We start from the raw sequence: 25,056 nt of genomic DNA, 5'->3' as shown, positions 1-25,056 counted from the left end.
AAACACGGATGTTTCACCAAAAAAAATTACCCCAAATTTATATTGTCACTCAATTACCAAAAAATTTATATAAACATTTATGTTTGATAGTTCTGCATTAAAAGGAATGAAGTTAACTGAACTTCAAGAAATTGCCAAATTGGCGAAAACCATAAAATTTAACGGCGTTAAAAAAGAAGCGCTAATCGATCAAATTTTAGCACATCAAGAAGCGTCTTCTAAGGAAATTCCTTTAGAAAAAGTTGTTGTTCCCAAAGTAGAAAAATTAAAAAGAGCGCGAATTGCTCCTGATAATGGCCCTAAAATTGGAAAAAGCACTAACGATTTATTTTCAGACGAACCTGTAAAAGCAGCTCCTCAAGAAGAAGAACTTCCGATTCAAGAAGCACAAGAACTTCCTGCAAAAGAAGAAAAATTTCAAAAGAAACCAAAGTTCATTAAACCGAATAAAGCCGTTTTTGAAGAAAATACAATAGAAGAAGACCCTAATCAAGAAGTAATATCTACACAAGAGCCTTCTGATGAAAACGGAGAACCTGCCGAAATAGCAACTGCTAAACCGCAAAATCCGAATCAAAAGCATAAAAATCCCAACCAAAATCCCAACCAAAACCCAAACCAGAATCCCAATCAAAACCCTAATTTTAAGGCCAAAAAAAGTCCGAATTTTAGAGATTCCGATTATGAGTTTGACGGAATTATAGAAAGCGAAGGCGTTCTAGAAATGATGCCCGACGGTTACGGATTTTTACGTTCTTCCGATTATAATTATTTAGCATCTCCAGACGATATTTATTTATCTACTTCCCAAATTCGTTTGTTCGGATTAAAAACCGGAGATACCGTTAAAGGAGTAGTGCGTCCTCCCAAAGAAGGCGAAAAATTCTTCCCTTTGGTTAGAGTTTTAAAAATAAACGGACACGATCCGCAAGTGGTTCGCGACCGAGTTTCCTTTGAACATTTAACACCAATTTTTCCACAAGAAAAATTCAACATAGCCGACAAACAAGCCAGTGTTTCTACCCGAATCATCGATTTGTTTTCCCCAATCGGAAAAGGACAACGTGGTATGATAGTTGCCCAGCCAAAAACTGGTAAAACAATGTTGCTAAAAGACATTGCCAACGCCATTGCTGCCAACCATCCCGAAGTATATTTAATTGTTTTGCTTATTGACGAACGTCCAGAAGAGGTTACCGATATGCAACGCAGTGTGCGAGGTGAAGTAATTGCTTCCACCTTTGATAGAGAGCCGCAAGAACACGTGAAAATCGCCAACATAGTGCTAGAAAAAGCAAAACGTTTGGTAGAATGTGGTCACGATGTAGTCATACTTTTAGACTCTATTACCCGTTTGGCAAGAGCCTACAATACCGTGCAACCCGCCTCAGGTAAGGTTTTGAGTGGCGGTGTAGATGCCAATGCCCTACAAAAACCAAAACGTTTCTTCGGAGCCGCTCGTAATGTAGAAAACGGTGGTTCGTTAAGTATCATCGCAACCGCACTTACCGAAACAGGTTCTAAAATGGACGAAGTTATCTTCGAAGAATTTAAAGGAACCGGTAATATGGAGTTACAATTAGATAGAAAAATTGCCAACCGAAGAATCTTCCCAGCAATCGATTTAACTTCTTCTAGTACCCGAAGAGACGACTTATTGCTAGACGAAAAAACCCTACAACGCATGTGGATTCTAAGAAAATTCTTAGCCGACATGAACCCAGTAGAAGCCATGTCTATCATCAACGATAAAATCAAAAAAACCAGAACCAACGACGAATTTCTGATTTCTATGAACGATTAGAAGCGAACCGCTTGCGCATTACCGTAAACGTCTTTCCCGCTATTCATTACAACAAAAAATGTCCCGAAACAATCGGGACATTTTTTGTTTTCATTTCTATCGGGGCTATATAGGTTATGTCTTTTGTGAAATAAGATTTTCAGAAGAAAATACCACCATCCTGAAATTCCGATGCAAGAAGAATTTCTTCGAACTAGCGGAACATGTTTGTTCTGCTCGCAAAATACTAATAACTATAAAACAGCAATTTTTTCTTTATTCAAAAAGTATTCTTGTGGAGTTAAACCAGTATTAATTTTGAAACTTGTATAAAATGGGCTATACGATGAGAAACCAATATCCTTTGCTAAAGATTCAATTGTATTAGTTTTTAAATATCCTTCTTCTATTAGCTTGACAGCTTCATTAATTCGAACAGCATTTTTATAATTGGTAAAAGAAAGAGTACAATGGTGTTTAAATAAAAAGGATAAATGGCTTTTTGGAATGGATAATAAATTTGATAAATCTATTAAACCGAAATCAGGATTTTTGTAATTTTTATAAGAAAATTCTAATGATTCAATTTCTGAAATATAGTTATCTAAATTTTGAAATACAATTTCACTCAAATTATTTTCTTGAACATTCGCAATATTTAAAGCCAATTTCTTAATCCAAATGTTTGTAATCAATATATTTTTTTTATTTACATCCGTTAACCTATTTGTTAAAAAGGTATACCCATATAATATTTCAGGAGTCATTAATACTTTTATAAATATCATGGACGCAATAATACTTGATATTATTAAAAATATATCGGAATGTTTAAAATTAACATTTAATTCATAAATTACAAATTCAATTAATGTACGAATAAAAACAAAAACCATACAAATAAATAAAAATAGCATCCAATGTCTTAATATAGTATGCTGTTTATTCTTAATAGTTATATTGTTAGTGTCACGGCAATATTTATTTTTCAATATTAAATAACTCATTACTAAATAATAAAAGAAATAAATAATAAATAATCCAACACAAAATTTAATTGAAATATTTAATATTCCTTGGTATATTAATAAGGTTAAAAGATACAAGAAAAAAAATGCGAAGAAATGTAAAAGATCATTAAATATAGTCCGTTTCTTATTCTTAACTAAATCTTCAAAATAAAGATAAAGCAGAATAATTATTAATAATCCTGGTAGATTTGTAATTAAATCGAAGTTGCTACAATACTCAGAAAAGAAAATATCTCTAATACCTAGTAAAAAAAATTTAACGGTTATCAAGAAAAAAGACATTAGTAGGTACTTATTTAAAAAAACATTGTTTTTTGCTCTTGAAATCAACAATAGTAACGTTACAAAACCAATACTACTAGTAAATAAAAAAAGTATTTTAAACATACGATACGGGGTTGGAGTTTAAATCTTAATGCAAATTTATGCTAACCCAACTTTTACTTAAAAGGTTTAAAAAAAAAGGTATTGTTAAAAAGTAAAAAGAAGTCGTTAAAAAGTATAAAAAGAACTTTCTAATTTTTAAAAAATTCAATAATGTTGTTAAATTTTAAAAAAAACTAATTATTAATTACAAATTAAGAGTCCCGATATTGTTTGTAAAAAAAATCAAATAATTTTACAAAATTAATTCACCAAAAAATAGATTTGATTTTTTAATAATTAATTACAATGATTTTAACAATATATAAATGAAATCAATAACTGATGTAATCGTAAAAAACATGTTAAGTATTAATCAAGAGGAAACTTTAGTTTTAATTAAAATAGATATTACTCTTTTAAACTTAGCTCCAATAAAATCGGATTTCAGTGTTATTCAACTTGCTTCTTTAATAGATTATCCAACCGAAAAGATTTCTATTTTACTTAAAAAAGCATATGGAAAAAACTTTAATCAAATAGTTAACTTATATAGACTAGATTACATGGAAAAATTGATATTTCAAGAAGTTTTTAATAAGAGAAAAATAAATATATCAGAATTAATAAAACTGTCAGGTTTTAAATCTAGAAACTCTTATTATGTCACTTTAAAAGCAAACAAGTATTAAAACTAATACTTCCTAAAAAAATCTACGCTTTTGTGATTTTCAATCCATACACTTTAAGAAATTAAAAAAAGCCACATTTAAACAATGTGGCCTTTTTATGAAATAACGATAACAACCAATGTAAATTCTTAAAAAAATAGATTAATTATTGTACTAAAATTTTCTTAGTTAAAGATGCTCCATTACTTTGTATAGTCACAAAATATAATCCACTTAATGCGCTTTCGATTTGAATTTCCTGAACCAAATCAGATGTTTGATTAAAATCCATATTGTAAATCTCTCTTCCTAATGAATCAATAATGGAAACTGAATAATTTTCTGTTTGCTCCTTTAATTGAATTGAAAAAATACCTTTACTTGGATTTGGTGCTATAGAAAAATTAGAAACAATAAAATCATTATTTGCCAATGTATTCAGGTGTAATTGAGAACCAATTGTATTACTCCATGCCGTCATTCTAGTTGCCTGACCTGCCGTAAACATATACATACAAGAATCTTCTACATAATCCATATAATTCATAGTCAACTGTGTAGTTCCACAATTAGTAAAAATTGAACCTGATGGATCACAAGTATAATGTGGTGTATCTGCTGATGGTGTATCGCATACTTTATCTCCAGATGTTGCACAATTAGCACCATCACATGCATTAAAAGTATGATTTAAATTAAAGAAATGCCCTAACTCATGTGTTAGTGTTCTTCCTTTATTATATGGTGCACCTGGAACATAACCTGTACATGAAGTTGGAGTAGATCCAACCATTGTTGCTCCAAAAGCATTATTATCTATAACTACAGTCATTCCTGCAGAAGGAGAACCGCCTAGAGGGGAATACCCTAAAATACCACCAGTAATATTTCTAACTACTAAGTTGCAATACCCGGCCCAAGTAGTGTCGGAATCAGCATTGGATAAAAAATCTGTACCAAAAGTTACAGCTGGACTGCCACTAACAGGAAATCCAAGACCTGTTCCAGTAGGATGATTAAGTGTTGCTATTTCAAAAACAACATTCATAACACCATTATTTGTTCCTGGATAAAAAGAAATATCATTTGCCCAATTTGAAATATCAGTATTTGTAGCATTATAATCTGCATTTAAAATTGCCACTTGTTTTTGAGCAAGAAGTGTTAAACAACTTCTTAATGCAACATTTGCTGAAGAAGCAACAACTGATGGATAGTGCACTGCAACGGGAATTCTAATTGGATTAGCTGCTATTGCAACTTTATTCATAGTGTTAGATTCTTGAGCTAAAGAAAGTCTTTGCAATTCACTTTCAAACTGTTGCTGCAAATCTAAATATTGTTGTTTTAATTGAGAATCTGCCATTATGCGTTGCATTTGTTGCTCCATCCCACATGTTCTATGTTGTGCAAATCCTATTTGAACTATAAAAAATGCTAAAATTAATTTTAATTTCATAAAGTATTATTTGTTATTTTTTGTAAAAGTAAAAAAAAAATATTTATTTATTTACATAATCAATACTGTTTTATTAAATATTATGACTATTCTCCGGTTTATCATCTTCCACATTAAGCATTTCCCAAAGTTTGTCTTTTAACTCGGTTAAACCTTGTTGTGCTACCGAAGATATAAACAAATAGGGCATTCCTTTAAAATCTACATCCAATTGTTGTTTCATTTCGGCTTTCAATTCGTCGTCTAGCATATCGCATTTCGATATTACTACCAAACGGTCTTTATCTAGCATTTCGGGATTGTAACGACGCAATTCATCCAATAAGATGTCGTATTCTTTTTTGATATTATCGGCATCTGCAGGAACTAAAAACAATAGGGTGGAGTTTCTTTCGATGTGACGTAAAAAATAATGACCAAGTCCTTTTCCTTCGGCTGCACCTTCAATAATTCCTGGGATATCGGCAATTACAAACGATTGGAATTCGCGGTAGGCTACAATTCCTAAATTTGGTTTTAAAGTTGTAAACGCATAATCGGCAATTTTTGGTTTTGCAGAAGTTAAAACGGAAAGCAAAGTAGATTTTCCTGCATTTGGAAATCCAACTAAACCAACATCGGCAAGTACTTTAAGTTCTAAAATAACATCCAATTCTTGAGATGGTAAACCTGGTTGGGAATATCTTGGCGTTTGGTTGGTAGAACTTCTAAAGTTCCAGTTTCCTAATCCGCCTTTTCCTCCTTGAGCTAGAATTCTAACCTCATCGTGTTCGGTAATTTCAAACAAAATTTCTCCGGTTTCAATATCTCTTACCACGGTACCTAGAGGCACTTCTACAAATTTATCTTCTCCGTCGTGACCGGTACTTCTGGAACTTCCTCCATCGCCACCATGACCACCACGCATGTGTTTTACAAATTTTAAATGAAACAAGGTCCAAAGACTTTTGTTTCCTTTTAAATAAACATGGCCTCCACGACCTCCATCTCCTCCATCTGGACCACCTTTTTCAATAAATTTTTCTCTATGCAAATGCGTAGATCCTTTACCTCCTCTACCGGAAGTAACATATATTTTTACGTAGTCTACAAAATTTCCTTCTGTCATTTTTTTGGGTTTTGGGTTTTAGGTTTTAGGTTTTGGGTTTCGGGCACTGGAGATAAATTACTACTTACTCCTTGAACCTCAAACCCTAAACCTTATACCTCAAACCTAATTTTCTTTATATGCTTTTATCAACACTTTGTCAATTTTAGCGCCGTCCATCTTTTGGGCTTCTAACTCTAGTTTATTCCAAATTAACTTTTCGCCTTGTTTTGGAATAGTTCCTAATTCGGTGATAAAAAATCCACTTACGGTTGTTACTTCGTAATCATTGGTATGGTCATCCATATCGAAAAAAGTAAGAAAATCGTGTAACGAATATGGGCCATCTACTAACCAAGTCCCATCGTCATTGGTAACTAGTTTGTATTCGTCGTCGTCAAAATCGGAAGCATCTCCAACCAAGGCTTCGAGAATATCATCTAACGTAATTATCCCTTGAAAAACGGCATGTTCATCAACAATAAAAGCATAGTGTATTCTTGTTTTTTTGAAGTTTTCTAATGCTTTATAAACCGAAGTTTGCTCAATTAAATAAGCAGGTTCTTTGGCAATATCTTTTAAATTAAAATCTCCTTTATCAAAATTGGTAAACAAATCTTTAAGAGAAACTACTCCAATAATAGCATCTAAACTTTCTCCACAAACCGGAAAAACAGAATGCAATTCGTCTAACACTTTTGCTTTTATTTCCGCTAGAGATTCATCAACAGACAAATACACAATATTGGATCGGTGTGTCATCAAGGAATTAATCTTTCTATCGCCAATATGAAAAACACGTTCTACAATTTCTTGCTCAATTTCTTGTACCTCACCTACTTCGGCACCTTCTTTAATAATAGCTTTAATTTCTTCTTCCGTAACTTTTCCGTCGGCAGTAGGTTTTATATTGAATAATTTCAAAAGTGAATCGGTAGAAATGGTAAGCAACCAAATGAAAGGAGCAGTTAATTGCGAAATGATTTTCATAGGAACCGCAATTCCTTTGGCAATGGCTTCGGGATAATTCAATCCAATTCGTTTTGGCAATAATTCGCCTAAAACTAAAGAGAAAAAGGTTAATATTACCACTACAATTCCAACCGCTAAAGAATGGGCATAAGGTTGGAATATTTCGAAACTGGAGACAAACATTTGTACATCTGTGGTTATTTTATCTCCAGAATAAATACCTGTTAAGATACTAATTAAAGTAATTCCTATTTGAACTGTAGAAAGCAGTTTGTTAGGAGAATTGACTAAATCTAAAGCTACTTTGGCATTAGCATTTCCTTTTTTTGCAGCAGTTTCTAACCGACTTTTTCTTGCCGAAATCAAAGCGATTTCCGACATAGAGAAAATGCCGTTAAGCAGAATTAAAAAAAGTATTATTAAAAGTTCCATAATGTAAAATTACAAAAAAAAGAGCCTGAATCCCGAGTTTCGGAAATTGCTCTTTTTCTGCTTGCAAATATCGAAAAAAAAAATGAATGTTCGAAATTTATATTAGCCTGCTAAATTGACTATAAATTATCGAAAACCAAGTTCAATCTTTCGTTAACTTCTGGTATGGTTCCGATACCATTTACAGCATGAAATTTACCTTGCCCTTTATAATAATCCATTAAAGGGGCCGTTTTTTCATTGTATTCTTGGTAGCGGTTTCTAATTTTTTCTTCGTCTTGGTCATCTGGTCGTCCAGAAGTTTTTCCTCTTTCAAGTAAACGTGCAACCAAAACAGAATCATCGGCATCTAGCGCTACTGTTGCAGTAATGCTTTGTCCTTTGGATTCTAAAAATTGATCTAATGCTCCAGCTTGTGCCAATGTTCTTGGAAAACCATCGAATAAAAATCCAGCAGATTCTGGGTTTTTATCTACTTCGCTTTGCAACATTTGAATAGTTACTTCATCTGGAACTAAATCGCCTTTATCCATAAAGGTTTTGGCAAGTCTCCCTAAATCGGTGTCGTTTTTAATATTGAATCTAAAAATATCTCCTGTAGAAAGATGTGTTAAATTGTATTTTTCTTTTAAAAATTCTGCTTGTGTGCCTTTTCCTGCACCTGGTTTTCCGAAAAGAACGATGTTAATCATAATGTAGTTATTTTAAATTCCAAATTTGGAAAGTCTTAATTCTTAATACTCTAATCTTAATACTTATTGTGCTAGTTGATAAACATCGGCTAAGTTTCTTCCTAAACCATCATAGTCTAAACCATATCCTACAATGAATTTATTTGGAATTCGAATTCCGATGTAATCAATTTTTATGTCTTTTTTGTATGCTTCTGGTTTAAAAAAAAGCGTTGCAATTTTAAGATGTTTTACCTTTTTTTCTTTGAAAATTGCTTTCAATTCTTCGATTGTATTTCCAGTATCTACAATATCTTCAACGATTACCACAGTTCTTCCTTCGAGGTTTTCGTTGATCCCAATAAGTTGTTTGACAGTATTAGTTGATTCTGTTCCTTCGTAAGAAGCCAATTTCATGAAACTCACTTCACACATTCCTCGATAATGTTTCATCAAATCCGACAAAACCATAAAAGAACCATTAAGAATTCCTACAAAAACAGGAATTTCGTCAAAAAAATCGTCGTCCATTTGTTTGGCCATATTTGCAATTGCAAAATCAATTTCTTCTGAAGAAATAAAAGGCACAAAAGATTTATCGTGAAGGTGTATCATTTTGTTTTAGATTTAAGTGCAAATTTAAAGAAGTAAAAACTATTACGTTGCAAGTATTTCTGTTTTTTTGCTAAATTGATATATTTCAAAATGAATAAGTTAATTCTATGAGATAATTATTCGACCTTGATTTTTTTTGAAGTGGAAGAAATTTTGAAGAATTTGAAATAAATTGTATATTTGAAAATCAAATAATTACAAATTTAATTATAACAATTCAAGAAAAAAAACAGGCCATAATAGAAAAAGTTACTAATTCTAATTCTGATGAATTTATTACTTTGTTGTATTACAACTTAAATAAAGAAATAAAATGGAACGAAACCGATGAAGGTAAAAACCTGATAAATGTTCTTTTAGAAAAGTCCCAACAAGAAACAAGAGAAGGGAAAACGTCCTCATTTGAAAATGTTTTAAATGATGTAAAAGAAAAATATGGTTTAAAATGATTAGAATTGAAATATCAGATTTAGCAAAAATCACATTTCAAGAAGTTTCAGCATTTATATATTTTTTATGGAGCAAAAAAATACTTCAAGATTTTGTTAATATTGTTTCAAACACTAAAAATCTATTGCTAACAAATCCTTATTTAGGAAAACCATATTCCAAAAACATTCGCAAAATTATTCTTCATAAAAATGCCTCAATGTTTTATGAATAGGATAAAGAAAACGAAATAATTACGATCTTACTTTTTAATGACAATCGCCAAAACCCAGAAAGTTATTTGAAATTAATTTAATTATTACGTACATTTGTAAAAACTACACGTATATGAATACTAAACTCACCTTATCGTTAGAAAAAGAAGTCATAGAAAAAGCAAAAATCTATGCTAAAGGAACCGGTAGAAGTTTATCTGAAATGGTAGAAAATTACTTTAAAAGTTTGGTTGTGAAACCTGAAGAAAAAGACATTCATCCTAAGGTTAAAAAATTGATAGGAAGAATAACACTTCCTGAAGATTTTGATATTAAAAAAGCAAGGGAAGAACATTATAAAGAAAAGTATGGAATATAAACATATATTCTTAGATACTAATATTTTAGTAGATATTGTAGCCAATAGAAATCCATTTTCAAAGTCTGCTATTGCCATTTTTGATTATTGTGAAAGAAAGAAAATTAAACTATATTCAACTTCTCATTCTGTTGCGACTATGCATTACATCGCAAAAAAAATGGTTGATGAAAAAGAATTACGTTCCATAATCGAGGATTTATTAGATACTATTTCTATCATTGCGGTTACAGAATTAATACTACGAAAAAGCCTAAAATCGAATCATAAGGATTTTGAAGATGCTATTCAAATTATTTCTGCGCAATCTATTCACAACATGGATTGCATCATTACAAGAGATTTGAAAGATTATAAACATGCCGAAATAAACGTATTAACTCCAGATGATTTTTTAAATACAATAAACTAAACAACTACAACAACACAACAATGAATTATTTCTCTTCCGATTTTAAACTAGGGATTCTTGGTGGCGGACAATTAGGCAAAATGCTATTGGCCGAAACGCGAAAATTTGACATCCAAACTTATATTTTAGATTCAAGCAAAGAAGCCCCTAGTCAATTTGGAGCAACTCAGTTTTTTATTGGCGATTTAATGGATTTTGATGCCGTTTACCAATTTGGCAAACAAGTTAATCTCTTAACCATTGAAATTGAAAATGTAAATTTGGATGCTTTAGATAAATTGGAAGTCGAAGGATTGCCTGTATTTCCTTCTCCAAAAACCTTGCGATTAATCCAGAATAAAGGAATCCAAAAAGATTTTTATGTTGCAAACAACATTCCAACTTCTAAGTACAAACGATTTGAAAATTTATTAGATTTAAAATCAGATTTAGACAACTTACAACTTCCTTTCGTATGGAAATGCACGCAATTTGGATACGATGGTACTGGCGTAAAAGTAGTTAGAACGGCTTCCGATTTAGAAAATCTTCCCAATGTGGAATGTATTGCCGAGGAAATGATTCCTTTTAAAAATGAACTTGCAGTTATTGTTGCACGATCCGCATCGGGAGAAGTAAAAACCTATCCGGTAGTAGAAATGGAGTTCCACCCCGAAGCAAATCAAGTTGAATATGTGCTTTGTCCTGCCCGAATTAGTGATGCCGTTGCACAAAAAGCACAAGAAATTGCCTTACAAGTTTCCAAAGCATTTAACCACGTTGGTCTTTTAGCAGTAGAAATGTTCCAAACCCAAGACGATGAAATTTTGGTAAACGAAGTAGCGCCAAGACCTCACAACTCAGGGCATCACACCATTGAAGCCAGTTACACCTCGCAATTTGAAAACCATTTACGAGCCATTTTAAACCTACCATTAGGAAATACTGCTAGTAAAGTTGCCGGAATTATGGTAAATTTGGTCGGTGAAGAAGGATTTTCTGGACCTGTTATTTATCAAAATATTGAAAAAATAATGGCAATTGACGGCGTAACTCCTCACATTTACGGAAAAAGAGAAACTCGCCCTTTTAGAAAAATGGGACACGTTACTATTGTAAATGAGGATATGAAACAAGCACGAAAAATTGCGGAAGAAGTTAAGAATAGTATTAGGGTAATTAGTGTTTGGTCATAATAAATTAATAATGAGAAATAAAAAATTTTTATTTATATTTTTATTTAGTCTTCTAAATTATGGACAAGAATATCCATTTATAAGCAAAGAATTTGTAAAGATTGATAAATATAAATATCTGGATTTTGTTCAAAAAAAGGCAGAAAATAAAATTTTTAATGAAAACGGATTAATAATTCCTTTAGTCAAAATGGATTCTATTAACAAAACTTATTTGAAGAACCCTTATAAGCCAATTTATTTTGTTGATTCCATTAATAACAAGTCTATTACAGTAATTAAATACCTTTCTAAAGAAGAATACAAAATCATTAATGATGAACTTCAAGATAAACAAAAAAAGGATTCTAAAAATAGAAAACAATTAAATGGAAGTCATATTGAAAATTTAGAATTAACGGATACAAATGGAAGCAAATACTCCTTTGAAAGTTTAAGTGGAAAAATAATTGTGCTAAACTTTTGGTTTACTAAATGCGCTCCATGTATCAAAGAAATGCCTGATTTGAACGATTTAAAAGAAAAATACAAAGACAAACCTATCGCTTTTTTTGCTGTTACTTATGATAAAAAAGCCTTAGTTGATGACTTTTTAAAAAAAATAAAATTAGATTTCACCGTAATTCCAAATGACAGAAAAACAATTAATCAATTTGGAATTCAATTTTTCCCAACAAATCTTGTCATTGATAGTAATGGAAAAGTAGTTTACGTCAATGAATTTTTTGGCGGATGTGGAATTAAAGAAATAGATAAAATCTTAAAGAAACTGACAAAAGATTAAAAACAAAAAATTATGAGCAAAGTAGCAATTATAATGGGTTCCATATCCGATATGCCCGTAATGCAAGAAGCAATCGATATCCTAAAAGGATTTGATATCGAAATTGAAGTCGATATTGTTTCGGCACACAGAACGCCTGAAAAACTTTTTGATTTTAGTAAAAACGCACACACTCGGGGTATCTCTGTAATTATTGCAGGCGCTGGTGGAGCTGCCCATTTACCAGGAATGGTCGCTTCAATGTCGCCTCTTCCTGTGATTGGAGTTCCCGTAAAATCCAGTAATTCTATTGATGGTTGGGATTCGGTTTTGTCAATTTTACAAATGCCCGGTGGAGTTCCAGTAGCAACAGTAGCCTTAAACGGAGCAAAAAATGCCGGAATTTTAGCTGCTCAAATCATTGGAACCTCAGACAAATGTGTTCTTGATAAAATCATTTTTTATAAAGAAAGCCTAAAAGAAGCCGTGAATAAAGCCGCTTCTGAATTGAAAAAATAATTTTTTTCAGGAGCTAATCCCGCTATCCGTTGCAATCTTTTCTTTTTTTAAAGAAAAAAAAGAAAAGGATTTCCACTTCTATCGGGGCTAAGACACCAGCAAACACCAATCCTAATACAAAGAATTATTCTTAATCCTTAAACTTTGCGCCTTTGCGCCTTTGTTAGCAATGAAAATACTTACCCAAAAATTCAACACAAAACACAATACTGCACCATTTTCACAAATAAAATTAGAAGATTATCAGCCTGCATTTATTGAAAACATTGCAACTGCAAGAGCGGAAATTGATGCCATAACCAACAATCCTGAAGCGCCAACCTTTGAAAACACCATCGTTGCTTTGGATTTTTCTGGAGATGCATTGGATCGACTTTCTTCTATATTTTTCAATCTAAATTCTGCTGAAACTTGTGACGAAATGCAAAAAATAGCGCAAGAAGTTTCACCACTTATAACTGCATTCGGAAATGACATTTCGTTAAATGAGGATTTATTTAAAAGAGTTAAAGCAGTCCACGATCAAAAAGAAAATCTGACTTTAACTACAGAACAAGCTACTTTATTAGACAAAAAATACAAAAGTTTTGCCAGAAATGGGGCTTTACTTCCCGAAGATAAAAAAGGAAAGTTACGAGAAATTGACACCGAATTAGCCAAATTAAAATTGACGTATAGTGAAAACGTTTTGGCAGAAACCAACAACTATCAATTACATATTACTAACGAAGAAGATTTAAAAGGTTTGCCAGATGGTGCAAAAGAAATGGCGCATTCCTTAGCAAAATCTAAAAATCTAGAAGGCTGGGTTTTTACCTTAGATTTTCCGAGTTATTTGCCGTTTGTAACCTATGTTGACAATAGAAAATTACGAAAAGAAATGGCAATTGCAGCAGGAAAAAAAGCATTTCAAGGAAACGAATTCGACAATAAAGAAATCACTTTAAAGATTGCTAAATTACGATACGATCGCGCCAATTTATTAGGCTATGCAACCCATTCGCATTTTGTTTTAGAAGAACGAATGGCACAAAATCCAGATAAAGTAAAATCGTTTTTAAAAGATTTACTAGAAAAAGCAAAACCAGCAGCTGAAAGAGAAATGGCGCAATTAACTGCTTTCGCAAAAGAGTTGGATGGCGTTGAACTTTTAGAAAAATGGGATGGTTCTTACTATTCTGAAAAATTGAAACAAAAATTATTCAGTTTGGACGATGAATTATTAAAGCCTTATTTTAAATTAGAAAATGTTTTAAACGGCGCATTTACAGTAGCTGAAAAATTATTCGGAATCAGCTTTAAAGAAGTTTTTGATATTGACAAATACCACGAAGAAGTACAAACTTTTGAGGTTTTAGACGAAGAAAAAAATCTCGTTGCGATCTTCTACTCCGATTTTTTCCCAAGAAAAGGAAAACGAAATGGCGCTTGGATGACTTCCTATAAATCACAATCGGTAAAAAATGGCATTAATGAAAGACCTCACGTTTCGATCGTTTGCAATTTCACTCCACCTACCGTGACAAAACCTTCGTTATTAACCTTTAACGAAGTAACTACCTTATTTCATGAATTCGGTCATGCGCTTCATGGCATGTTGGCCAATACCATTTACCCAAGTTTATCTGGAACTTCCGTGTATTGGGATTTTGTGGAATTACCAAGTCAGGTGATGGAAAATTGGTGTTACGAACCAGAAGCATTAGCATTGTTTGCTAATCATTATGAAACTGGTGAAATTATTCCGCAGGTTTATGTAGAAAAAATCAAAGAAAGTGCGAGTTTCCTAGAAGGAATGGCAACCTTACGCCAATTGAGTTTCGGAATTCTAGACATGGCTTATCACAGCAACAATCCTAGTGAAATTACCAATATCAAAGCATTTGAAAAACAAGCCATGGAAGGCACTACTTTATACCCCGACGTTGCTGAAAACTGCATGAGCGTTTCTTTCTCACATATTTTTGCTGGTGGCTATTCCTCTGGATATTATAGTTACAAATGGGCCGAAGTTTTAGATGCCGATGCCTTTGCATATTTTCAAGAAAAAGGAATTTTCAACAAAGAAGTGGCTACAAAATTCAAAGAAAATGTACTTTCCAAAGGTGGCACCGAATTGCCAATGGAATTGTACAAACGTTTTAGAGGACACGAACCAAATGCAACTGCGTTGCTAAAACGTGCAGGTTTGGTTTAGACTTCTTAGACTTCTTAGACTTTTAAATATAAGCCGAAGTTACTACTTCGGCTTATATTATAAACAAACTTTCATTTATTTTTGAAACTTTAAAAACTTTTATATATCTTTGTCTCATCAAAAGAGATTTAATAACAAAATGGAATACCAAGAAGCCAAAAATAAATTCGTTCAAACCTGGGGGGCACTAGGTTCCCAATGGGGAATTAACAAAACCATGGCGCAAATTCATGCGTTTTTAATGGTGAGTTATGAGCCCGCTTCTATGGAAGATATTATGGAAGAATTGCAAATTTCGAGAGGAAATGCTTCTATGAATTTGCGAGCATTAATGGATTGGGGAATTGTTTATAAAGAATACAAAGCTGGAGAAAGACGTGAATATTTTACAGCTGAAAAGGACTTAGACGAATTGGCTGTCAAGATTTCAAGAGAAAGAAGCAAACGCGAAATTAAACCAGCGTTGAAAGTGCTTAAAGAAGTTTCTTCTATCAATGCAAATGCAACAGCAGAAGAAAGACATTTTGTAGATCAAACCACTAAATTATATGATTTTGTTTTACAAGCAGATAATGTTTTAGATAAAATCACCGAATATAAAGACAATTGGTTGGCACAACTACTTGTTAAATTCATGAAAAAACCTTAACGGGGAAATTAATAAAGAGAAAAAAGTAAAAAGGTTTTTCAATGAGACAAATAAAAAATAAATAAAAAACCGAATTAAAAGTAAAAAAAATTTAAACAAAACTTTCATTTTTTTCTGAAAGTTTAAAACAAAAATAATTATGAGTTTCTTAACCGCACAATGGAATGATTTGGCTTTATTCAATTATGAAATTGATCCTGAATTACTAAAAGAATATGTTCCAATAGGAACCGAAATCGATTTATGGAACAACAAGTGCTACATAAGTTTGATAGGTTTTATGTTTGAAGAAGTGAAAATTTTAGGGATGAAGATTCCACTTCACACCAACTTTGAAGAAGTCAATTTGCGCTTTTATGTAAAAAGATTGGAAAATGGAATTTGGAAACGTGGGGTGGTTTTCATTAAAGAAATTGTTCCGAAACGAGCAATTTCTATTGTTGCTAACACCCTATATAAAGAACATTATCAAACCTTGAGAATGAGAAATTCAAGAAGCGAAAATGAAACATCCAAAATATTTAAATACAGTTGGAGGAAAAATAAAAAATGGAATTCAATTGAAATGATAACAGCAAAAAATCCAATTCCAATAGATATAAATTCCGAAGCAGAGTTTATCACCGAACATTATTTTGGATATACCAAATATAACAAGAACACAACAATTGAATATGGTGTTACGCATCCAAGATGGGAGCAATTAAAAGTACTAAATTACACCATTGATGTAGATTTTACAAGTACTTATGGAAACGAATTTAGTTTTCTTCAAAACTTAAAACCAACATCTGCAATGCTAGCAAAAGGATCTAAAATTACGATTGAAAATAAAAAGATACTATCATGAAAAAATTAGAAAACCAAACCCTACTTTACGATGAAGATTGTCCAATTTGCAACATTTACACATCAAAACTTATTAAAGCCGGAATGGTAGATGAAAACGGTAGAAAACCCTATTCTGAAATAAATGAAAATGAAGAAATATACATCGACTTAAAAAGGGCAACTAATGAAATTGCTTTGGTAGATTCCAAAAACAAAACGGTACTTTATGGTGTTGATGGTTTACTAAAAGTATTTGGACATTCTTATCCATTAATTGAAAAAATAGGCACCATAAAACCAATCAATTATGTGCTTAAAAAAATGTATAAATTCATTTCCTATAATAGAAAAGTAATTGCTCCAAGTAGAGAAAAAAAGGAAATTACATTAAAGTGCATTCCAGATTTTAATTATAAATATCGATTTTTATACCTAACCTTCGCAAGTATAATTACAACATTAGTTTTATATAACTATTCTTACTTAATTCCTTTTTTACCAAAGGTCAGTATTGGAAGAGAGTTACTTCTAACTTTGTGTCAAATGGTGTTTCAAGGAGTATTTTTGATAAATCAAAAAAGAGAAAGAATTCTAAATTACTTAGGAAATTTAATGACGGTTTCCTTAATGGGATCGTTACTATTATTACCGATATTACTAGTTTCGATATTTATAAAAATACCAGAAACTTTATCTATAGTATGGTTTGTAGTAACTGTATTTCTAATGTTATTTGAGCATCACAGAAGAATAAAAATTTTAGAATTGCCTTTTCATTTAACTTTTACATGGGTAGTTTATAGAATAATTGCTCTTCTATTAATTTTAAATTTACACTTATGAATAAATTAATTATTGCAGCGGGTACAGGTTTTTTAGGACAGGTTTTAGCAAATTATTTCAAAGATAAATTCCAAGAAATTGTAATATTAACTAGAGGGAAATCTGAAATAAAAGATGGGATTCGTTATGTAAAATGGGATGGCAAAACACTATCCGATTGGAAAAACGAACTAGAAAATTCCAACGTATTAATAAATCTTGCAGGAAAATCAGTAGATTGCAGATACAACGAAACTAACAAAAGAGAGATTTTAGCATCTCGAATTGATAGCACAAAAATCTTAAACCAAGCCGTATCACAATGTAAAAACCCTCCTATACATTGGCTAAATTCTTCAACATCTACCATATATCGATTTTCATTAGACAAACAAATGGACGAGGTTTCTGGAGAAATTGGTGATGATTTTTCGATGAATGTTGCAACACAATGGGAAAAAGTGTTTTTGGAAACGGAAACATCCAAAACTATAAAAACAACTTTACGAACTTCAATTGTATTAGGCAAAAAAGGTGGTGCTTTTATCCCGTTAAAAAGATTGACCAAATTTGGTTTAGGAGGAAAACAAGGAAAAGGAAATCAATTCATAAGTTGGATTCACGAAACAGATTATGCCAGAGCAATAGAATTTATTATTGAAAAAGAAATAAGTGGTGTTGTAAATATTGTGTCGCCAAAACCAATTTCCAACAACGAATTTATGTTTAAATTACGGAATGCGTTAAAAATTCCAATTGGTATTCCAACCCCAACATTCTTACTTACCATTGGAGCCAAATTGATAGGAACCGAAACCGAATTAATCTTAAAAAGTAGAAATGTTATTCCGAAAACATTACTTGAAAATGGTTTTCAATTTGAATATGAAACCTTAGAAAAAACGTTCCGAAATTTAATAGCAAAATGACAACCATAAACCTCATCACCAAAATAAAAGCATCCAAACAAATTGTTTTTGATTTATCTAGAAATATTGATGTCCATCAACTTTCAACTTTTCAATCAAAGGAAAAAGCAATTGCAGGAACAACTTCAGGATTAATCAACTTAAATGAAACTGTAACATGGCGTGGAAAACATTTTGGAATATATCTTACCCATAAAAGTAGAATTACCAAGATGGATTTATATGACTATTTTAGTGATCAAATGGAACGAGGAAGTTTCAAATCTTTCTACCACCAGCATTACTTTTCAGAGGAAAACGGAATAGTAACAATGAAAGATACTTTACAATACGAAACGCCTTATGGTATTTTCGGGAAACTATTCAATAAGTGGATTCTTAAAAAATACATGACCTTTTTTTTATTAGAAAGAAATAGAATTTTGAAAGAATTAGCAGAAAAACAACACTAAAACCCACCATAAAATCGGCACACTTTCCACCCAAAATGAAGTATAATATTTATTGCGATGTGTCGAAGAAAAGTGAATTAAAATTACGGTTACTGGCCCAATTAAAATAGAAACTAATGAACTATTGGATTTCGAAAATTCTAATATTACAAAAGGAATAACCAACAACATTCCGAATAACTTGGATTTATTAATACCGAATTTTTGCGGAATTGTTTGCAACGAAATAGGATCAAAAGGACTGTCAATTATTTCAAATGGAATTAATAAACTTGAGACAATTAAAAACCTTTGAAACAAATTTATTTCATAATCTTGCAAGAAAAATTTTGTGTTTGCATATGGAATACAAACAGTTATAAAAGTAACCACTACACTAACAAAAAACAATTTCACAAGCCCAAATTTTCTTAACAAAGGATATAGTAACACCAATAAACCAGAAAATAGAATATAAATCTGGATGGTGTTTTTTAAATTAATGAAAGTAAAAAACAATCCAATACAAGAAAAAATTGAAACCAAAAGAATGGAATAATATTTTGTTGAATGAAAGTTTCCGTTACGGAATACCTCCAAATATTTTAAAAAATTATATCCCAAAATTGTAGCAAAGAAAACACAAGCAGAAAAAAAAGGTATCGGATGTAATTTAGCCGTTATTTCTGTGATTTTCACCAAACAAAAAACTGCAAAACCAACATGAATGGAAGATTGAATATAAAAATCAAGAAGTCTTTTCAGAAATTTCATGAAACAAAAATAAGCAATCTGTTAATAAACCCTCAATTTGGTTAACAAATTCTCAAAACATTACCACTTGTTTAAGAGAAAAATAGAAGTATAATAATTACTTTTGTGTTCTTTAAATTTTATCTATAAATATAAAGACAACACACAACAAACTTACCCTTATTTCTATTTAATGAAAACAGACGCATTTGCTTTACGCCATTTAGGTCCACGTGAAAGTGACCTTCAAAATATGTTTAAAACCATTGGAGTTGAAACATTAGACCAATTAATCTCTGAAACCGTTCCAAGCGCTATACGTTTAAAAAAGGATTTAGATTTGGATGCACCAATGACCGAATACGAATATTTAACTCATATTCAGGAATTAGGAAACAAAAATAAAGTTTTTAAATCGTACATTGGTTTAGGATACCACCCAACCATTATACCTGCAGTAATTCAGAGAAATATTTTTGAAAATCCAGGTTGGTACACGGCTTATACGCCTTACCAAGCAGAAATTGCTCAAGGTCGTTTGGAGGCTATTTTGAATTTTCAAACTACTATTATTGAGTTAACAGGAATGCAAATTGCCAATGCTTCGCTTTTGGACGAAGGAACTTCTGCTGCCGAAGCGATGGCATTATTATTTGATGTTCGTTCCCGTGATCAAAAGAAAAATAATGTAGTTAAATTCTTCGTTTCCGAAGAAGTTTTACCACAAACTATATCGGTTTTACAAACGCGTTCTACTCCAAAAGGAATTGAATTAGTTATTGGAAATCACGAAACTTTCGATTTTTCATCGGATTTCTTTGGTGCTATTTTACAATATCCAGGAAAACACGGTCAAGTAAACGATTATGCAGGATTTATTTCTAAAGCACATACTGCCGAAATAAAAGTTGCCGTTGCTGCTGATATTTTATCCTTAACAACCTTAACTCCTCCAGGGGAAATTGGTGCGGATGTAGTGGTTGGAACTTCCCAACGTTTCGGAATTCCGATGGGTTATGGTGGGCCACATGCTGCCTATTTTGCAACTAAAGAAGAGTACAAACGTTCCATGCCAGGAAGAATTATTGGCGTAACGATTGACGTTAACGGTAATCGTGCTTTGCGTATGGCTTTAGGAACTCGTGAGCAACACATTAAACGTGAAAAAGCGACTTCTAATATTTGTACTGCTCAGGTTTTATTAGCCGTTATGGCCGGAATGTATGCGGTATACCATGGTCCAAAAGGTTTAAAAAATATTGCTAATAAAGTTCATGCTTCGGCAGTTACTTTGGCAGATGCCTTGAATAAATTAGGCGTTTATCAAACGAATACTTCCTTCTTTGATACTATTTTGGTAAAAGCAGATGCTACTAAAGTAAAAGCCGTAGCCGAAAAACACGAAGTTAATTTCTTTTATGTAGATAACGAAACTATCTCTATCTCTCTAAATGAAACCACTTCTTTAAAAGACTTAAATCAAATTGTTTCCCTATTTGCGGAAGCATTAAATAAAGATACTTTTACAATTAGCGAATTAGTTAATTCTACTAATTACCCTACTTCGTTAGCAAGAACTTCTACTTTTTTAACGCACGATGTTTTCAATAACCATCATTCAGAATCGCAATTGATGCGTTATATAAAAAGATTAGAACGCAAAGATTTATCGTTGAATCATTCGATGATTTCTCTTGGTTCTTGTACGATGAAATTAAATGCTGCTGCCGAAATGTTGCCGTTATCCATGGCGAACTGGAACAGCATTCACCCTTTCGCGCCTATTGAACAAGCAGAAGGATACCAAATAATGCTTAAAAAATTAGAACACCAACTGAATGTGGTTACTGGTTTTGCTGGCACAACTTTACAACCAAACTCTGGTGCACAAGGGGAATACGCTGGTTTAATGACCATTCGTGCGTACCATTTATCTAGAGGAGACCACCACAGAAACATCTGTTTGATTCCATCTTCGGCACACGGAACCAATCCGGCTTCTGCAGCAATGGCAGGAATGACAATTATTGTTACTAAAACTACTCCCGAAGGAAATATTGATGTAGAAGATTTAAGAGCAAGAGCAATTGAGCACAAAGATAATTTATCTGCATTAATGGTTACCTATCCATCTACCCATGGAGTTTTTGAAAGCACTATCATTGAAATCACAGATCTTATCCATGAAAACGGAGGTTTAGTTTATATGGATGGAGCCAACATGAATGCCCAAGTTGGATTAACCAATCCTGCGACTATTGGTGCTGATGTGTGCCACTTAAACTTGCATAAAACGTTTGCCATCCCTCATGGTGGTGGAGGTCCGGGTGTGGGTCCTATTTGTGTAAACGAAAAATTAGTTCCATTTTTACCTACCAACCCTATTATCCCAACAGGAGGAAGCCAGGCAATTTCGGCAATTTCGGCTGCTCCTTACGGATCGGCTTTAGTATGTTTGATTTCTTATGGTTATATCACGATGCTTGGTGCTGAAGGTTTGAAAAAAGCTACACAATATGCCATTTTGAATGCCAATTATATGAAAGCCCGTTTGGAATCTAGTTATCCGGTTTTATATTCTGGAGAAATGGGAAGAGCGGCTCACGAAATGATTTTAGATTGCCGTGCTTTCAAACAACAAGGTGTTGAAGTTACCGATATCGCGAAACGATTGATGGATTATGGTTTTCATGCGCCAACAGTTTCTTTCCCGGTTGCTGGAACTTTGATGATTGAACCAACAGAAAGTGAAGACGTTGCCGAATTGGATCGTTTTTGCGATGCCATGATTTCAATCCGTAAAGAAATTGACAAAGCAACTGCCGAAGACCACAACACGGTTTTACACAATGCACCACATACTTTAGCAATGCTTACCGCAGATACTTGGAATTTCCCATACACTCGCGAGCAAGCAGCATTTCCGTTAGAATACATTGCCGATAATAAATTCTGGCCAAGTGTTCGTCGTGTAGACGATGCTTATGGCGATAGAAATTTAGTTTGCAGTTGCGCTCCAATTGAAGCGTATATGTAAATCAAGGTACGAGGTTATAAGTACGAAGTACGAGATAGAAAAGGTTTCAAATATTTATTTGGAACCTTTTTTTATTTGGGCAGCTATTCCGCCTTCCGTTCCCGCTTTTTTTTCTTGCTTCAAAAAAAGAAGCAAGAAAAAAAGAGCTCCACTCAAGTCGGGCTGCGGGCGGCAGTGCATAACCTAGAAATTTGGAAAACAACAAAGAAAAAATTGAAACCTTTTTTTAGGCATACTTTCTTTGAATTGAAATAATTAGTATTTTTGTGTAAAATACCATCCTATGAAAACCTTAATTATTCACGCAGAAGCAGATAAAGTTCAAATAATTAAAGATTTTTTGAACTCTATTAAAGTGAAATTCGAAACAAAACCAACTTCAACAGATGAAACCCCTTACGATCCAGAATTTGTTGCCAAAATTGAAAGAAGCAGACAGCAACTGAAAGAAGGAAAAGGAAGAATTATCAAAATTGAAGATTTATGGAAATAAAATTGCTTGAAGAAGCTGATGAAGATTTACTATTTTGGATAAAAACAGGAAATAAATCTATTCAAAAGAAAATCAATCAATTATTAACTTCAATTCAGGCAACTCCTTATTCTGGAATTGGTAAACCCGAAGCCTTAAAACATCATTTATCTGGTTTGTGGAGCAGACGCATCAATTCCGAACATCGATTAGTTTATGAAATTGATGAAAATCAAAATCTCATTATAGTCCATTCTTTAAAAGGACATTATTAAAAGGTTTCAAATGGCTCATTTGGAACCTTTTCTATTTTATAAAAAATGATAAAAATCAAGTTATTCAACTTCTAATAAAGTAACTTTGCAAAATCATTTTTCAATAATATGAACGACATACTAACCCAAGAAGATTTATATAAAATTGTAGATGATTTCTATAAAAAATTATTATCGGATGACGCAATTAGCTATATTTTTACCGATGTGGTAAAAGTAAAACTAGAAGAGCACTTGCCTATTTTGGTAACGTTTTGGTCACAATCTATTTTAGGAACAGGAGGTTATTTTAATAATCTTACACAAATTCATTTAGATTTAAATGCCAAATCCTATTTATCCAAAGAACTATTTGAAATATGGTTAAATCACTTTGAAACAGCAATAAATGAAAATTTTCAAGGGATTAATTGTGAACGCATGAAAAACCAAGCGCACAATTTATCTACTATTATGCAGATTAAAATTGCAAAAGAAAAAGAAGGAAAATTATAGTATTGCTAATTTAACATTGTATTTACTAAAGATTTCATAATTAAGAAACATTTTTCAAACTCAATATACAATTTTTAAATATTTTTTAATAAATTCGTGTAGTAATTCTTTTAAAATGAACATAAAAATAACAGGATCTGGAAGTTATATTCCTACCGTAACTGTAACAAATAAAGACTTTTCGAATCATGTTTTTCTTAACGAAGATGGTTCTAATTTTGCACTTCCAAACGAAGTTATTACGGAAAAATTCTACGGAATTACTGGTATTCAGGAACGAAAATACGTTTCCGATGATTTATCGACTTCCGATATTGGTTCTATCGCAGCAAAAAAAGCAATTGAAAACGCTAAAATAGACCCAGAAACCCTTGACTATATCATTTTTGCTCATAATTTTGGAAACGTAAAAAAAGGTACTATTCAAACCGATTTGCTTCCTAGTTTATCTAGTAGAGTAAAGCATAATCTACGAATTAAAAATCCAAAATGTGTTGCTTACGACATGCTTTTCGGATGTCCTGGATGGGTGGAAGGTGTAATACAGGCACAAGCCTTCATTAAAGCTGGAATGGCTAAAAAATGCCTAGTTATTGGAGCCGAAACCTTGTCGAGAGTCGTTGATCCTCATGATAGGGACTCCATGATTTATTCGGATGGTGCTGGGGCAACTATTATTGAAGCTACGGAGGATGAAGGTGGAATTTTAGCCCACGAAACTGCAACATTCACTTATGACGAGGCCTATTTTTTATTCTTCGGAAAATCATTTAATAACGATCACAATCCGGATGTTCGCTACCTTAAAATGCACGGCAGAAAAATTTACGAATTTGCCTTAGTCAACGTGCCAAAAGCAATGAAAGAATGTTTAGACAAAAGTGGTGTTGACATTAGCCAATTGAAAAAAATACTTATTCATCAGGCCAATGAAAAAATGGACGAAGCCATTGTGCAACGTTTTTATAAACTTTACGATCAAAAAATGCCCGATGGAATAATGCCTATGAGCATCCATGAACTTGGAAACTCTAGTGTAGCAACGGTTCCAACACTTTACGATTCTTTAGTTAAAGGCAAAATAAAAGACCAATCTATAAACAAAGGAGATGTTATTTTGTTTGCTTCTGTTGGATCTGGAATGAATGTTAATGCTATCGTTTACAAAATGTAAAGCAAGGTGTGAAGT

The 25,056-nt window shown here is 32.4% G+C and carries 27 protein-coding genes; 20 read left to right on the top strand and 7 right to left on the bottom strand.

The genetic code is table 11. The features are described from left to right. Positions 1-79: 79 nt before the first annotated feature. A complete protein-coding gene (gene rho, locus ACIQ2J_RS02630) occupies positions 80-1,804 on the top strand; it encodes a transcription termination factor Rho (protein ID WP_396166351.1) in 1,725 nt (574 codons plus the stop codon). Between the two features lie 233 nt (positions 1,805-2,037). On the opposite strand, the gene ACIQ2J_RS02625 is transcribed toward rho, so the two are convergent. Continuing rightward, entirely contained in the window at positions 2,038-3,201 is a 1,164-nt protein-coding gene (locus ACIQ2J_RS02625; RefSeq protein WP_396166349.1) for a helix-turn-helix domain-containing protein, read from the bottom strand. A 305-nt stretch (positions 3,202-3,506) separates the two neighbouring features. Here ACIQ2J_RS02625 and ACIQ2J_RS02620 point away from each other — a divergent pair, with 305 nt between their 5' ends. Then, the gene (locus ACIQ2J_RS02620; protein ID WP_396166346.1) at positions 3,507-3,869 is read left to right on the top strand and encodes a hypothetical protein; all 363 of its coding nucleotides are present in this window, start codon (positions 3,507-3,509) and stop codon (positions 3,867-3,869) included. Positions 3,870-4,014: 145 nt separating this feature from the next. Here ACIQ2J_RS02620 and ACIQ2J_RS02615 read toward each other — a convergent pair whose 3' ends face one another. From ACIQ2J_RS02615 to hpt, 5 genes are all read right to left on the bottom strand, one after another. Beyond that, entirely contained in the window at positions 4,015-5,307 is a 1,293-nt protein-coding gene (locus ACIQ2J_RS02615) for a zinc-dependent metalloprotease (RefSeq protein WP_396166344.1), read from the bottom strand. Positions 5,308-5,380: 73 nt separating this feature from the next. Then, positions 5,381-6,415 carry a GTPase ObgE gene (obgE, locus tag ACIQ2J_RS02610; RefSeq protein WP_396166341.1) on the bottom strand — a complete coding sequence of 345 codons (1,035 nt, stop codon included), beginning with the start codon at positions 6,413-6,415 and terminating at the stop codon, positions 5,381-5,383. Between the two features lie 105 nt (positions 6,416-6,520). Continuing rightward, positions 6,521-7,798, bottom strand: coding sequence for a hemolysin family protein (locus ACIQ2J_RS02605; protein WP_396166338.1), 1,278 nt, complete (start codon positions 7,796-7,798; stop codon positions 6,521-6,523). A gap of 119 nt (positions 7,799-7,917) precedes the next feature. Beyond that, complete coding sequence (locus ACIQ2J_RS02600) at positions 7,918-8,490, bottom strand: adenylate kinase (protein WP_396166336.1); 573 nt, start codon at positions 8,488-8,490, stop codon at positions 7,918-7,920. A 63-nt stretch (positions 8,491-8,553) separates the two neighbouring features. Continuing rightward, on the bottom strand, positions 8,554-9,084 hold the full coding sequence (hpt, locus tag ACIQ2J_RS02595; RefSeq protein ID WP_396166333.1) for a hypoxanthine phosphoribosyltransferase: 531 nt from the start codon (positions 9,082-9,084) through the stop codon (positions 8,554-8,556). 284 nt (positions 9,085-9,368) lie between these two features. Here hpt and ACIQ2J_RS02590 point away from each other — a divergent pair, with 284 nt between their 5' ends. From ACIQ2J_RS02590 to ACIQ2J_RS02530, 13 genes are all read left to right on the top strand, one after another. Then, positions 9,369-9,533, top strand: a complete 165-nt coding sequence (locus tag ACIQ2J_RS02590) for a hypothetical protein (RefSeq protein ID WP_396166331.1) — start codon at positions 9,369-9,371, stop codon at positions 9,531-9,533. Next, positions 9,530-9,748, top strand: a complete 219-nt coding sequence (locus tag ACIQ2J_RS02585; protein WP_396166328.1) for a hypothetical protein — start codon at positions 9,530-9,532, stop codon at positions 9,746-9,748. Before ACIQ2J_RS02590 ends, ACIQ2J_RS02585 begins: the two co-directional genes overlap by 4 nt. Before the next feature lie 113 nt (positions 9,749-9,861). Then, entirely contained in the window at positions 9,862-10,107 is a 246-nt protein-coding gene (locus tag ACIQ2J_RS02580; RefSeq protein WP_396166325.1) for a DUF6364 family protein, read from the top strand. Beyond that, a complete protein-coding gene (locus ACIQ2J_RS02575; protein ID WP_396166322.1) occupies positions 10,097-10,519 on the top strand; it encodes a type II toxin-antitoxin system VapC family toxin in 423 nt (140 codons plus the stop codon). Before ACIQ2J_RS02580 ends, ACIQ2J_RS02575 begins: the two co-directional genes overlap by 11 nt. 20 nt (positions 10,520-10,539) lie before the next feature. Next, positions 10,540-11,694, top strand: a complete 1,155-nt coding sequence (locus ACIQ2J_RS02570; protein ID WP_396166319.1) for a 5-(carboxyamino)imidazole ribonucleotide synthase — start codon at positions 10,540-10,542, stop codon at positions 11,692-11,694. A gap of 10 nt (positions 11,695-11,704) precedes the next feature. Then, positions 11,705-12,478: a TlpA family protein disulfide reductase gene (locus ACIQ2J_RS02565; RefSeq protein WP_396166317.1), complete on the top strand. Its 774-nt coding sequence runs from the start codon at positions 11,705-11,707 to the stop codon at positions 12,476-12,478. Positions 12,479-12,490: 12 nt separating this feature from the next. Continuing rightward, on the top strand, positions 12,491-12,976 hold the full coding sequence (gene purE, locus ACIQ2J_RS02560; RefSeq protein ID WP_396166315.1) for a 5-(carboxyamino)imidazole ribonucleotide mutase: 486 nt from the start codon (positions 12,491-12,493) through the stop codon (positions 12,974-12,976). Between the two features lie 169 nt (positions 12,977-13,145). Beyond that, positions 13,146-15,173, top strand: coding sequence for a M3 family metallopeptidase (locus tag ACIQ2J_RS02555; RefSeq protein WP_396166312.1), 2,028 nt, complete (start codon positions 13,146-13,148; stop codon positions 15,171-15,173). A 139-nt stretch (positions 15,174-15,312) separates the two neighbouring features. Next, positions 15,313-15,822, top strand: coding sequence for a GbsR/MarR family transcriptional regulator (locus ACIQ2J_RS02550; protein ID WP_396166310.1), 510 nt, complete (start codon positions 15,313-15,315; stop codon positions 15,820-15,822). A gap of 139 nt (positions 15,823-15,961) precedes the next feature. After that, complete coding sequence (locus ACIQ2J_RS02545; protein ID WP_396166307.1) at positions 15,962-16,672, top strand: YqjF family protein; 711 nt, start codon at positions 15,962-15,964, stop codon at positions 16,670-16,672. Continuing rightward, positions 16,669-17,496, top strand: coding sequence for a hypothetical protein (locus ACIQ2J_RS02540; protein WP_396166305.1), 828 nt, complete (start codon positions 16,669-16,671; stop codon positions 17,494-17,496). Before ACIQ2J_RS02545 ends, ACIQ2J_RS02540 begins: the two co-directional genes overlap by 4 nt. Continuing rightward, positions 17,493-18,404 carry a TIGR01777 family oxidoreductase gene (locus ACIQ2J_RS02535; protein ID WP_396166303.1) on the top strand — a complete coding sequence of 304 codons (912 nt, stop codon included), beginning with the start codon at positions 17,493-17,495 and terminating at the stop codon, positions 18,402-18,404. The genes ACIQ2J_RS02540 and ACIQ2J_RS02535 overlap by 4 nt, the downstream gene beginning before the upstream one ends. Further along, entirely contained in the window at positions 18,401-18,856 is a 456-nt protein-coding gene (locus ACIQ2J_RS02530; protein WP_396166300.1) for a cell division protein, read from the top strand. Before ACIQ2J_RS02535 ends, ACIQ2J_RS02530 begins: the two co-directional genes overlap by 4 nt. Here ACIQ2J_RS02530 and ACIQ2J_RS02525 read toward each other — a convergent pair. After that, positions 18,836-19,609: a hypothetical protein gene (locus tag ACIQ2J_RS02525; protein ID WP_396166298.1), complete on the bottom strand. Its 774-nt coding sequence runs from the start codon at positions 19,607-19,609 to the stop codon at positions 18,836-18,838. The two genes, ACIQ2J_RS02530 and ACIQ2J_RS02525, sit on opposite strands and share 21 nt — an antisense overlap. 172 nt (positions 19,610-19,781) lie before the next feature. Here ACIQ2J_RS02525 and gcvP point away from each other — a divergent pair, with 172 nt between their 5' ends. The 5 genes from gcvP (at position 19,782) to ACIQ2J_RS02500 (ending at position 25,041) form a co-directional block, all read left to right on the top strand. Then, positions 19,782-22,625 (top strand): aminomethyl-transferring glycine dehydrogenase, encoded by a 2,844-nt coding sequence (gcvP, locus tag ACIQ2J_RS02520; protein ID WP_396166296.1) that lies wholly within the window; start codon positions 19,782-19,784, stop codon positions 22,623-22,625. Positions 22,626-22,908: 283 nt separating this feature from the next. After that, on the top strand, positions 22,909-23,118 hold the full coding sequence (locus tag ACIQ2J_RS02515; RefSeq protein ID WP_396166294.1) for a DUF2683 family protein: 210 nt from the start codon (positions 22,909-22,911) through the stop codon (positions 23,116-23,118). Continuing rightward, the gene (locus ACIQ2J_RS02510; RefSeq protein ID WP_396166291.1) at positions 23,109-23,372 is read left to right on the top strand and encodes a Txe/YoeB family addiction module toxin; all 264 of its coding nucleotides are present in this window, start codon (positions 23,109-23,111) and stop codon (positions 23,370-23,372) included. Before ACIQ2J_RS02515 ends, ACIQ2J_RS02510 begins: the two co-directional genes overlap by 10 nt. Before the next feature lie 108 nt (positions 23,373-23,480). Further along, positions 23,481-23,867 carry a group III truncated hemoglobin gene (locus ACIQ2J_RS02505; protein WP_396166289.1) on the top strand — a complete coding sequence of 129 codons (387 nt, stop codon included), beginning with the start codon at positions 23,481-23,483 and terminating at the stop codon, positions 23,865-23,867. A 115-nt stretch (positions 23,868-23,982) separates the two neighbouring features. Then, positions 23,983-25,041, top strand: coding sequence for a 3-oxoacyl-ACP synthase III family protein (locus ACIQ2J_RS02500; protein ID WP_396166287.1), 1,059 nt, complete (start codon positions 23,983-23,985; stop codon positions 25,039-25,041). The last annotated feature ends 15 nt before the right edge of the window (positions 25,042-25,056 follow it).

It is taken from the genome of Flavobacterium sp. (genome assembly GCF_044357305.1).
GTDB lineage: Bacteria > Bacteroidota > Bacteroidia > Flavobacteriales > Flavobacteriaceae > Flavobacterium.
This window is presented reverse-complemented; position numbering and strand designations above follow the sequence as displayed.